Source organism: Enterobacter sp. BNK-16, assembly GCF_048684955.1.
Taxonomy (GTDB): Bacteria; Pseudomonadota; Gammaproteobacteria; order Enterobacterales; family Enterobacteriaceae; genus Enterobacter; species Enterobacter bugandensis.
In genome coordinates, this window is record NZ_JBLQTQ010000001.1 from 336,058 (window position 1) to 347,991 (window position 11,934).

Annotated in this window: 10 protein-coding genes and 1 tRNA gene; 5 read left to right on the forward strand and 6 right to left on the reverse strand. The window is 57.4% G+C overall.

Going from position 1 to position 11,934, the window contains the following annotated elements; translation table 11 throughout:
• Nucleotides 1–8: 8 nt before the first annotated feature.
• From citE to ACMGGH_RS01655, 5 genes are read right to left on the reverse strand one after another with little or no spacing between them, the layout of a single operon-like run.
• Entirely contained in the window at nucleotides 9–884 is an 876-nt protein-coding gene (gene citE / locus ACMGGH_RS01635; protein WP_028014383.1) for a citrate (pro-3S)-lyase subunit beta, read from the reverse strand.
• Nucleotides 881–1,174, reverse strand: a complete 294-nt coding sequence (gene citD / locus ACMGGH_RS01640; protein ID WP_193050788.1) for a citrate lyase acyl carrier protein — start codon at nucleotides 1,172–1,174, stop codon at nucleotides 881–883. The genes citE and citD overlap by 4 nt, the downstream gene beginning before the upstream one ends.
• Before the next feature lie 16 nt (nucleotides 1,175–1,190).
• Entirely contained in the window at nucleotides 1,191–2,213 is a 1,023-nt protein-coding gene (gene citC / locus ACMGGH_RS01645; protein WP_232949182.1) for a [citrate (pro-3S)-lyase] ligase, read from the reverse strand.
• Nucleotides 2,214–2,223: 10 nt separating this feature from the next.
• A complete protein-coding gene (locus tag ACMGGH_RS01650) occupies nucleotides 2,224–3,087 on the reverse strand; it encodes a fumarylacetoacetate hydrolase family protein (protein WP_028014386.1) in 864 nt (287 codons plus the stop codon).
• Nucleotides 3,088–3,104: 17 nt separating this feature from the next.
• A complete protein-coding gene (locus ACMGGH_RS01655; protein WP_045630637.1) occupies nucleotides 3,105–4,466 on the reverse strand; it encodes a 2-hydroxycarboxylate transporter family protein in 1,362 nt (453 codons plus the stop codon).
• Between the two features lie 345 nt (nucleotides 4,467–4,811).
• On the opposite strand from ACMGGH_RS01655, the gene ACMGGH_RS01660 reads away from it, so the two are divergent.
• The 3 genes from ACMGGH_RS01660 (at nucleotide 4,812) to ACMGGH_RS01670 (ending at nucleotide 8,386) form a co-directional block, all read left to right on the forward strand.
• A complete protein-coding gene (locus ACMGGH_RS01660) occupies nucleotides 4,812–6,437 on the forward strand; it encodes an ATP-binding protein (protein WP_207119621.1) in 1,626 nt (541 codons plus the stop codon).
• Nucleotides 6,427–7,119 carry a response regulator gene (locus tag ACMGGH_RS01665; RefSeq protein ID WP_047367414.1) on the forward strand — a complete coding sequence of 231 codons (693 nt, stop codon included), beginning with the start codon at nucleotides 6,427–6,429 and terminating at the stop codon, nucleotides 7,117–7,119. The genes ACMGGH_RS01660 and ACMGGH_RS01665 overlap by 11 nt, the downstream gene beginning before the upstream one ends.
• Nucleotides 7,120–7,228: 109 nt before the next feature.
• Nucleotides 7,229–8,386, forward strand: a complete 1,158-nt coding sequence (locus ACMGGH_RS01670; protein ID WP_232949191.1) for a DDE-type integrase/transposase/recombinase — start codon at nucleotides 7,229–7,231, stop codon at nucleotides 8,384–8,386.
• Between the two features lie 73 nt (nucleotides 8,387–8,459).
• On the opposite strand, the gene ACMGGH_RS01675 is transcribed toward ACMGGH_RS01670, so the two are convergent.
• Nucleotides 8,460–10,598, reverse strand: a complete 2,139-nt coding sequence (locus ACMGGH_RS01675) for an ornithine decarboxylase (protein WP_193031868.1) — start codon at nucleotides 10,596–10,598, stop codon at nucleotides 8,460–8,462.
• Between the two features lie 181 nt (nucleotides 10,599–10,779).
• On the opposite strand from ACMGGH_RS01675, the gene ACMGGH_RS01680 reads away from it, so the two are divergent.
• Both ACMGGH_RS01680 and ACMGGH_RS01685 read left to right on the forward strand, forming a co-directional pair.
• The gene (locus tag ACMGGH_RS01680) at nucleotides 10,780–11,493 is read left to right on the forward strand and encodes a DUF554 domain-containing protein (protein WP_232948953.1); all 714 of its coding nucleotides are present in this window, start codon (nucleotides 10,780–10,782) and stop codon (nucleotides 11,491–11,493) included.
• 95 nt (nucleotides 11,494–11,588) lie between these two features.
• Nucleotides 11,589–11,664: transfer RNA gene (locus tag ACMGGH_RS01685), tRNA-Phe, on the forward strand.
• The last annotated feature ends 270 nt before the right edge of the window (nucleotides 11,665–11,934 follow it).

Sequence of the window (11,934 nt, forward strand, 5' to 3'; positions counted from 1 at the left end):
TGTCATCCTTACCGACGCACGCCGGAAGCCGCCGCGCGCTCCAGCACCACCTGCGCGTGGTTAATAATTGGTGCATCCACCATTTTGCCGTTGAGCGACACCACGCCCAGGCCGTTACGCTCGCCCTCTTCTGCCGCTTCAATCACCCTTTTTGCGTGATCCACCTCTTCCTGAGTCGGTGCATAAGCGTTGTGCAGCAGGTCAATCTGGCGCGGGTTAATCAGCGATTTGCCGTTGAAGCCCATCTTGCGGATCAGATCGACCTCGCGCAGGAACCCGGCCTCGTCGTTAACGTCTGACCACACCACATCGAAGGCGTCGATGCCTGCCGCACGGGCGGCGTGCAGCACGGCGCAGCGGGCGTAGAACAGCTCGGTGCCGTCGCCGCGCTCGGTCTGCATGTCCATCACGTAGTCAAAGGCGGCCAGCGCGATGCCGATGAGGCGCGGGGAGCTGCGGGCAATCGCCACGGCATTGATGACGCCAATGGCCGACTCAATCGCCGCCATCACGCGGGTGGAGCCGACCTCGCGGCCGCACTCGCGTTCAATGCGCTCAAGATGGCCCTCTAACTCATAGACGTCGTCTGGGGTGTCGGTTTTTGGCAGGCGGATCACGTCCACGCCCGCGCGCACGGCGGCTTCCAGATCCAGCAGGCCAAACGGCGTGCTGAGCGGGTTAATGCGCACCACGGTTTCGATATCCTGATACATCGGGTGCTGTAGCGCGTGGAATACCAGCATGCGCGCGGTGTCCTTCTCACGCAGGGCGACGGCGTCCTCAAGGTCAAACATGATGGAGTCGGGGCGGTAGATAAACGCGGTGGAAAGCATGGCGGCGTTGGCGCCCGGCAGGAACAGCATACTGCGGCGGAGTTTGCTCATTTCAGCGCCTCCCAGTTGATGGCCCGTTCATCGACGGCACGCATCAGCGCGCTTTGCAGGCGGGCGCGAATAACACAGTCCAGCGCCCCTTTGTCTTCAATAATGATGAGCCCCTGGCGCACGTTCATGGCGCGCAGCGTGTCGTTGACCACCTGGCGAATGTGCTCGCCAAACTGCTTAATCACTTCACTGTGGATGACAATCTCCAGCTCTCCGTGAACGGGGGCGATTTTCACCATCAGGTCGCTGGACTCCTGCGTTCCGGCCAGCGCCTCCCTTACAATATTCATGATAAATTCCTGATAGTTATGCGACTTCCGCACTCGCACGATAGTGTGTTTCGAGATGCGCGAAGGTGGAGTCCGGGACGATCTCCCGGATCCGGGAAAACTGCTGTGTCTTGAGTAAACGGCGCACTTCGGACGCCGAAATGGCGTTGCCGGTGGCCTTGATGCGCGGCATCTCCACCACCTCGATATGCGAAGCCAGCAGATCGTGCAGCGTCTGGTTGTACTGGCGGGTGATGTCGCAAAACGGCTCCGAGCCGATGAAGCGGTGCGTGATGCCGAGCGCCGGGGCGATGAAGTCCCGGAAGATCAGCACGTCGATCTCGCTCCACGCCTGCTGCACTTTGCCGGTCTCCTTCAGGAAGTAGGCCGGGAAGGTGGCGCGGGAGATGATGTACTGCGAGCCTTCATGCACCACCACGTTCGGCAGATGGGCTACGCCCGCGCGCACCATCTCGAGACGCGCGCTGAACGGGAAGAACGAGGCGTCTTCACGCACCACGAACAGATGCAGGGCATCGCACCGCTGCGCCGCCTGCTCCACCAGATGGCGGTGGCCGAGGGTGAACGGATTGGCGTTCATCACTATCGCGCCAGTTTTATCCCCGCCCTTTCGCATCCGGCTTAAGGTACGGCAGTAGCGCGCGATCCCCTGCGGGGTGTTCTCCATCAGCACCGCGTTGTTCCCGCTCTGGGCAATTGGCCAGAAGCCGCTGCGGGCAAAGCGCTCCCGGTTGCACGGACGGGTGCAGAGGAAGAGGTGAAAATGGCCGCGCTCCAGCGCCGCATTTTCCACCTCTGCCAGCAGCCGCGCGCTGAGGTTTTCCCCACGAAGCTGCTCGTTGACCGCCACGCATTTGATGACGTTGCCGGCAAGTCCTGCGCAACCCACCAGCTGCGCGCCGGACCAGGCTTCGACAAACAGCGTGATGTCGTTGTCCAGGCCAAGGCCGCTGTCTGCCAGCAGGTAGCGGATCTGGCTTAAGCGTTCCGGGTGTTTCGCCACCAGCGTCTGGCGAAAATCGATGGGTTGACTGTTCATGCCGCCTTTCTCAGTGTGCCGCCGCAAGCCCGACGGCTGGCGCTTCAACAATCACGTTGCTTAGATGACCGATATGCTCGATCTCCACCTCAATGCGATCCCCCTCTTTCATAAACAGCGGCGGGTTACGCTTTTTACCCACACCGCCCGGGGAGCCGGTGATGATCACGTCGCCCGGGCTTAAGCGGGTAAAGGTGCTGATGTACTCGATGAGCTCCGCGACCTTGTGGATCATGCTGCTGGTGTTGTCCTCCTGCACCATGCGGCCGTTAAGCCAGGTGCGGATCGCCAGGCTGTGCGGGTCCGGGATCTCATCCGCCGTCGCCATCCAGGGGCCAAACGCCCCGGTCTGACGCCAGTTTTTACCGGCGGTGAACCAGGTGTGCTGCCAGTCGCGGGCGGAGCCGTCCATGTAGCAGCTGTAGCCCGCCACGTGGCGCAGGGCGTCATCGCGGCTGATGTTCTCCCCACCCTTACCGATGATCACCGCCAGCTCGCCTTCGTAGTCGAATTCGCTGGAGTGGCGCGGCTTCAGCACCGGCTCGTTGTGGCCGGTCTGTGAGTCCGGGAAGCGGACAAACAGCGTCGGAGCCGGGTTGTGCTGGTCAAACTCCTTGCGTTTGTCGGCGTAGTTCATGCCCACGCAGAGGATTTTTTCCGGCTGCACGATCACCGGCAAGAAAGTGATGGCGTTCAGCGGCACGTCCACCGCGTCGTTCAGGTAACGGGTGGCCAACGCCAGCCCGTTGCCCTGCAGCAGCGCTTTAAGGTCGCCATAGCGGTCGCCCAGACGGCGGCCTAAATCAATCACGCCCTCGGCCTGAACGATGCCGTAGCTGCGTTTTCCCTGGTATAAAAAGCTTGCGAGTTTCATTGTTTTTTCCTGAATACTTAGACGAGGAAGTTGCCCAGAATCAGCAGTGAGACAGAGACGTTAATCGCCCCGCCGATACGGGTAGCAATCTGGGCGAACGGCATCAGGCTCATGCGGTTGCCTGCGGTCAGTATCGCCACGTCGCCGGTACCGCCCTGTCCGCTCTGACAGCAGGAGACGATGGCGACATCAATCGGGTGCATACCGATCTTTTTGCCGACGAAGAACCCGGTCGCCACCAGCGCGGAAACGGTGCTGATAATCACCAGCAGGTTGGTCAGCGTGAAGGCGGCCACCAGTTCATGCCACGGGGTAATGGCCACGCCAACGGCGAAGAGGATCGGGTAGGTCACGGAGGTCTGGAAGAATTTGTACACCACCTGAGAGCCCTCCAGCAGGCGCGGAGAAGCGCCGTTGCAGAGCTTCACCAGCACCGCCATAAACAGCATGCCAACGGGCGCAGGCAGGCCAATCAGCTTGTGGCCGAGCATGCCCAGCATGTACAGCAGCACCGCCAGCAGCGCGCCGGAGGCGATAGTCGTCACGTCCGCTTTACCGGAAAACGCAGGCTGAGAGACGGTGGCATCGGCATTCGCGCGGTTAGGCATCAGCTGGCCTTCACCGGTCAGGTGCGGGTAGCGTTTACCGAGCTGGTTCAGGCAGCCGGAGATGATGATTGCCGTCAGGCCGCCGAGCATGACCATCGGCAGCACGCGGCCGAGCGCTACGCCCTGGTCCATATGCAGCAGGGTGGCATAGCCGATGGAAAGCGGAATCGCCCCTTCCCCGACGCCGCCCGCCATGATCGGCAGAATGATAAAGAAGAAGATCTGGAACGGCTCCAGGCCCAGCGCCAGCCCCACGCCCATACCAACAATCATGCCGACGATTTCACCGCACAGCATCGGGAAGAAGATGCGCAGGAAACCCTGAATCAGCACCGTGCGGTTCATGCTCATGATGCTGCCGACGATAATGCAGCAGATATAGAGGTAGAGAATGTTGGTGGATTTGTAGAATTTGGTCGTGGATTCCACCACCACGTCCGGCAGCAAACCGTAGTAGACCAGCGCGGAAGGGATAAAGGTGGCGCAAATCGCCGCCGCGCCAAGCTTGCCGACAATCGGCAGGCGTTTGCCGAACTCACCGCAGGCAAAGCCGAAGAAGGCCAGCGTGGCCACCATGACCACGATATCGCTCGGCAGCTTTCCGCCGAGGCAATCAATCGCGATCAGCGCGCCCGCCAGAACGAACAGCGGCAGAGGAATAATCCCGATTTTCCAGGTATCCATAATATGCCACCACCGCTCCTTGAGGGATGGCCGCTGAATTTCAATCGGGTCGTGGGTAACAGAGAAAGAATCGTCAGTTGTGCTCATAATAAGCCCCTTAGTTATTTTGTGCGTTCAGCTTAGAGTCACAAAGGCCTACTTTATGTGAGGAATGGCATATTAAAAGCGAAGTTTTAATGGCAGCTATGGTTTTTATGGTTTCTTTTATTTAATGTGATTTATGCCTTATTTATTATCGTGGTTTTTATGGTTTCTTTTCTGAATTGAACGACCAAATAACATTTAACGTAGCAGCATGAAGATCATAAGCCTTCTGGATAAATCATTTACAGCCCTTGCTGTGCAAGGGATCACAAGTTTCCCGCAAAGCGGACATCCGCATGAAAAAAGATGATATATTGACGATCTTTGCCGCTACTTTGCGTGATAGTTATGAAAGTCTCTTTCCAGATTAAGCTGTTTATTTCGCTGGTTGCCTTTTTCTCAGTGCTTTTTGTGCTGCTGGGCGGATATTATTATGCCGATGTCGGAAAACAGCTTTATCAGGAAATGAGTGCGCGCGCCAAAATACAGGCGGAAGAGATCGCGCTTATTCCGTCATTGCGTACTGAAGTTGAACAAAAAGATATCAACGCCATTCATGATTTCATGCAGAAAATGGCCGCGCACAGCGACGCCAGCTTTATTGTCATTGGCGATAATACGGGACGGCATCTTTTTCACTCCGTCTTTGCCGACAGGGTGGGCACGACGCTGGTCGGCGGCGACAATGAAGCCGTATTGCAGGGGAAAAGCACGACAACCATACGTAAAGGCGGGTTAGGCATTTCACTGCGCAGTAAAGCGCCCATTTTCAACGACGCCGGGCAGGTGGTCGGCATTGTTTCAGTTGGCTATCTCACCAGCTACCTGGACACCATTACCGTCAGTAAAGTGGTCAATATCCTGATTGCCGCCGTGCTGCTGCTAATCGCCCTCTTTGTCTTCTCCTGGTTCTTTACCCGTAGTATTAAGAAGCAGATCTTCTCCCTGGAGCCACGAGAGATCGGCCTGCTGGTGCGCCAGCAAAAGGCGATGATGGAGTCCATCTACGAAGGCGTGATCGCCATTGATAACGAACGGCGCATAGAGGTGATCAACCAGGCGGCGCGCAAACTGCTGGGCCTGAGCCAGCCGGCCCGGGAACTGCGCGGGCAGCTGATAAGCCAGGTGATCGATCCGGTCCCGTTCTTCGACACGCAGACGATGCTGGCGAAAGATACCCATGACGAGATTTGCCGCTTTAACGATCTCACGGTGATTGCCAGCCGGGTACACATCATGCTTGAGGGGTCGCTGCAGGGCTGGGTGATCACCTTCCGCGATCGCAACGAGATCGACTCGCTGAGCGCCCAGCTTAGCCAGGTCAAACGCTATGTCGATAACCTCCGCATAATGCGTCATGAGCAGCTGAACCGGATGACCACCCTCTCCGGCCTGCTGCACATGGGCCGCTATGAGGAGGCGATTGGCTACATTCAGGCGCAGTCTGAACACGCTCAGGAGCTGCTGGACTTTATCTCTTCGCGCTTCAGCTCACCGACCCTGTGCGGCCTGCTGCTGGGGAAAGCCGCCCGCGCGCGGGAGAAAGGCGTCGAGCTGTGCTTCGACCCGGCCTGTCGGCTGGACAAACCGTTCCTGCCGCTGGGAGAGCAAGAGCTGATTTCGATTATTGGCAACCTGCTGGATAACGCCATCGAAGCGACGCAGCGGTCGCCGCTTCCCCACGCGCCGGTGGAGGTGCTGATAAAGCTCAGCGAACAGGAGCTGATTATTGAAGTGGCCGACCAGGGCGTTGGCATCACGCCGGCGATCCGTGACCGGATATTTGAACGCGGCATCACCACCAAAACGCGGGGCGATCACGGGATTGGCCTGTATCTGATTGAAAGCTACGTCACGCAGGCTGGCGGCACAATAGAAGTTGCCGATAACATGCCGCACGGGACCATTTTCTCACTGTTTATCCCGGCCTCGGGAACCGTCCGGCAACTGGAAGATACCGACTATGCAACATGAACTTATCGACGTACTGATTGTTGAAGACGAGAACGAACTGGCACAGCTGCACGCGGAGCTTATCGGTAAACATCCGCGCCTGAGGCTGGTGGGGATTGCCGCGTCGTTGGCCGACGCGCAGCGACAGCTGGAGAGCAAACAGCCGAAGCTGATGCTGCTGGATAACTACCTGCCGGACGGCAAAGGCATCACCCTTATCAGCAACCCGATGCTGGCCCGCGCCAACTGCTCGGTGATTTTCATCACCGCCGCCAGCGATATGGACACCTGCAGCCAGGCCATTCGAAACGGCGCGTTTGACTATATCCTTAAGCCGGTCTCCTGGAAGCGGCTCAGCCAGTCGCTGGAGCGTTTTGTGCAGTTTGCCGAACAACAGCGGGTCTGGAAGATTGTCGACCAGCAGAACGTGGATTCACTCTATCAGTTACAGGCGAAAAACTATCGTCTGGACAACGGCAGTAAGGGAATAGAGGAGAACACGCTGGCGCGGGTGCAAACGCTGTTTAACAGCAAGGCGGCGCACTGCTTTACGGTGGATGAGGTGGTGAGCGAGACGGGACTGAGTAAAACCACCACCCGACGCTATCTGGAACATTGCGTAGAGGTGGGTTTTCTGACGGTGGAGATGCTGTACGGGAAGATTGGGCATCCGAGAAGGATGTACCGCCGCGCAGAAGCCTGACGAAGTATTATAGGCCCGGTAAGCTTGGGTATGAACCGGAAACATGGGTAACACTTTAGACCGGATACATGGGTAACAGTTATAACTGGCATAGAAGAGGAGACTCGCTATGCCCTGGACTGAGACCCGACCTATGCAACGCCTTGATTTTATCCGTGCCTGCCATGCAGGTACGGACTCCTTCTCCGCTCTTTGCCGTCTTTTTGGCATCAGCCGCAAAACCGGCTACAAATGGCTTCAGCGTTTTGACCCTTCTGACCTGTCCTCTCTCTCTGACCGGTCGCGCGCACCACGCTCCCACTCCCGGACGGTTCCTGATGAGGTCGTCGGACACCTGACTACCCTGCGTCAGAAACACCCTGACTGGGGCCCGAAAAAACTGCGGATGTGGCTACTCAATCATCACGTCGATTTTACCGTTCCTGCTGCCAGCACTGTTGGCGATATCCTCAAGCGTGAAGGCCTGGTACCTGACAGAAAGAGAAAGCGCAGAACGCCGGGGAATCGCCGGCCCCTGACCAGCATCAGTGAGAACAATCAGGTCTGGAGCGCTGATTTTAAAGGCAAGTTCAGGCTGCTGAGCAGAGAATACTGTCATCCCTTCACCCTGACCGACAACCACAGCCGGTATCTGCTGAGCTGCCGTGGAACGGACCGTGAGAGCGAGCCCTTCGTCAGGCACTGTCTGACGGAGGCGTTCCTGGAGTACGGTCTGCCGGACGTTCTGAGAACCGATAATGGTCAGCCCTTCGCAGGGACGGGTATCGCCGGGTTAAGTCGTCTTGCAGTCTGGCTGATAAAGCTGGGCGTCAGACCGGAACGAATCCGCCGGGGCCATCCCGAAGAGAACGGGCGGCACGAACGCATGCACCGTTCCCTGAAAAGTGCGCTGGCGCAGGGGAACACCTTCATGACGATGGAAGAACAACAGCGGTGGTTCAGTGACTACCGGAAAGAATTTAACTATGAAAGACCGCATGAAGCCCTGGCGGGTGCAACGCCCGGAACGGTGTGGCAACCCTCGAAGCGACAGTGGGATGGCCGTGTTCCTGACTATGCCTATCCGTCAGGAGGAACGGTCTACAGAGTGAAATCGAGGGGGACACTCTATATGGGGAAAAAGGGGACGGTGTTCCTGAGTGAAGCGCTGACTGATGAGTACATCATGCTGGAAGAACAAGATGATGGCCTTGAGGCCATCATCTTTAACGGAATAACGCTTGCGTACTACGACCGAAAAACCCAGAGTGTGCTCCGGATAGACTAAAAGTGTTACCTATGTTCCCGGTCTGATCTGTCACCTATGTATCCGGTCATACATTGCGCCACCGGGCCTACGTTCAGACATTCAATACGTACCCATACAGCCGCTTAATCCCGTCCGCATCCTTCTCGCTGTAAACGCCCTGCAACTCCGGCGAGAAGCCCGGCAGCATATTAATGCCCTCTTCCAGCGCCAGGAAATAACGCTGTACCGCCCCGCCCCAGACTTCTCCCGGCACCACGCACAGCACGCCTGGCGGGTACGGCAGCGCACCTTCGGCGGCAATGCGCCCTTCAGCGTCACGAATACGCACCAGCTCCACGTTCCCGCGAATGTACTCCTGGTTGGCATCCTGCGGGTTCATCACTACGGCGGGCAGGCTCTCCCGGCGGAACATCGCCTTCTGTAGATCCTTCACGTTAAAGCTGACGTAGAGATCGTGCATCTCCTGGCACAGTTGACGGATCGTGTAGTCTCGGTAACGCACCGGGTATTTTTGGTAGATGGTCGGCAGCACGTCGGCGAGCGGCGTGTCGTCTTCAATATGCTGCTCAAACTGCCCCAGCATCGCCACCAGCTGCGCCAGCTTCTCGCTGCTTTCGGCAGGCGTCAGCAGGAACAGGATCGAGTTGAGGTCGCACTTCTCCGGCACGATGCCGTTTTCGCGCAGGTAGTGGGCGAGAATGGTCGCCGGAATGCCGAAATCGGTATAGTGACCTGTTTCTGCATCAATGCCCGGCGTGGTCAGCAGCAGCTTGCACGGGTCGACGAAATACTGCTCGCTCGCATAGCCCTCAAACCCGTGCCATTTGGCCCCCGGCTCGAAGCTGAAGAAGCGACGCTCGCTCGCAATGACCTGCGTGGGGTGATCCTGCCATGGCCGCCCCGCCACCACCGGCGGGATAAACGGTTTAATCATATGGCAGTTGGCGATGATGGCCTTGCGCGCCTCAATGCCCAGCTCAACGCACTCCGCCCACAGCCTGCGCCCGCTCTCGCCCTCGTGAATTTTGGCGTTCACGTCCAGCGCCGCAAACAGCGGATAAAACGGGCTGGTGGAGGCGTGCAGCATAAACGCGTTGTTCAGCCGCTTGTGCGGACAGAAGCGCGCCTGACCGCGGATGTGGTTATCCTTTTTATGGATCTGCGACGTTTGCGAGAACCCGGCCTGCTGCTTGTGCACCGACTGGGTCACGAAAATACCCGGATCGTTCTCGTTAAGCTCCAGCAAGAGCGGAGACGTTTCCGCCATCATCGGAATAAACTGCTCGTAGCCCACCCACGCGGAGTCAAAAAGGATGTAGTCACACAGATGGCCGATCTTGTCGATCACCTGGCGGGCGTTGTAGATCGTCCCGTCGTAGGTGCCCAGTTGAATGATCGCCAGGCGGAACGGGCGGGCCTCGTCGGCCTTTTCCGGTGCCGCCTCGCGGATCAGATCCCGCAGATACGCGTCATCAAAGCAGTGCTCGTCAATCCCGCCGATAAAGCCAAACGGATTGCGCGCCGCCTCAAGATACACCGGCGTGGCGCCCGCCTGGATCAGTGCGCCGTGGTGATTAGATTTATGGTTGTTGCGGTCGAACAGCACCAGGTCGCCGCGGGTCAGCAGCGCGTTGGTCACCACCTTGTTGGCCGCCGACGTGCCGTTCAGCACAAAGTAGGTTTTGTCCGCGTTGAATACTTTCGCCGCGAACTTTTGCGCGTGCTTGGCGGAGCCTTCGTGGATCAGCAGATCGCCCAGCTTAACGTCGGCGTTGCACATGTCGGCGCGAAATACGTTCTCACCGAAGAAATCATAGAACTGTCGCCCTGCCGGGTGTTTTTTGAAAAAAGCCCCGTGCTGGTGGCCCGGACAGGCGAAGGTGCTGTTGCCCATCTCTACATACTGGCTCAGGGTATCGAAAAAAGGCGGCAGCAATTCCTCTTCGTAACGGCAGGCGGCGCTCTCCAGTTCCAGGAACTCCTGAGCTTTACCCGAGATAATCGCCGTGACGCCATCAGGCACCTCTCCAGGCTCTTGCGAGAACATAAACACCGGTAGCTGAAAGCCCGTACGCTTCAGCAACGCGAGAATGCCGCTGTAGCTTTCAACAACGGTAATGACGACTGCCGCCACATCGGTGAAATCGGTGTTATCCAGCGTCACCTTTTCACGGTGCGTAGAAACTTTGGATACCAGCTCATGGCTGACGGCAATTTTCATGGTTTTCATAAGCGCAAATACCCTCACCGAGCGGTGAGACAGGGAGGAGAAAATTCGCGCAATCATGTCACCTTTTATTTTCACGCGCAAGAAGGAATCAGTATGCACGAAACCACCCAAAGCTAAGGCTCGTGCAGCCCTGACGTGCCATAATAATGCAATATCAATGAGTAAATAACAGGAGTTAACCGTGGTTATCGGGCCATTTATTAACGCCGGAGCCGTATTGCTGGGCGGCGTACTGGGCGCAGTGTTGAGTCAGCGGCTGCCGGAGCGTATCCGTTCATCCATGCCCTCTATATTCGGCCTGGCATCCTTAGGCATCGGCATCCTTTTAGTGATCAAATGCGCCAACCTGCCCGTCATGGTGCTGGCTACACTGCTCGGCGCACTGATTGGCGAATTTTGCTATCTGGAAAAAGGCATCAATAGCGCGGTGGGCAAAGCCAAAAATCTGGTTGCCCGACCGGGCAAGGCGAAACACGGCACGCACGAGTCGTTTATTCAGAACTACGTCGCCATCATTATTCTGTTTTGCGCAAGCGGCACCGGGATTTTCGGCTCGATGCAGGAAGGAATGACGGGCGACCCAAGCATATTGATTGCAAAAGCGTTTCTCGATTTCTTCACCGCCACCATTTTCGCCACCACGCTCGGCGTTGCCGTTGCGGCGATTTGCGTGCCGATGCTGCTGATTCAACTCGCGCTTGCCACCTGCGCCACCTTGATTCTCCCGCTGACCACGCCAGCGATGATGGCGGACTTCACCGCCGTCGGCGGCCTGCTGCTGCTGGCGACGGGCCTGCGTATTTGCGGGATCAAAATGTTTGCCGTGGTGAATATGCTGCCCGCATTACTGCTCGCCATGCCGCTCTCTGCGCTCTGGACACACTTTTTCGCTTAAGATTGCGGCGAAATGGCGAGAGATTGCGCAGTCTGTAACGAAAACAACATTTTTCGTTGACGGCAACGGGCAGATCGGGTTTAATGCGCCCCGTTGCCCGGATAGCTCAGTCGGTAGAGCAGGGGATTGAAAATCCCCGTGTCCTTGGTTCGATTCCGAGTCCGGGCACCACTTATTTATAACCCTCGCTTCGGCGGGGGTTTTTGCTTTCTGAGTCAGCAACTCGTTGTTTGAACAGTAGTTACCACCCTTATCTTTCCTCCGACCCCGCTTCCCGGTGGTACAACTGGCGTGTTTACCGCCTTTACCTCCACACAGAAGCAGAAAAACCTGACCTTCACCAATCTATTTGAGCATTACAAATGCACATATCAATTGGACAGAGCCCGACAGAGCGGCATCACGTATCCGTGATTACACCCCATCGGCTAACTGTTTTAT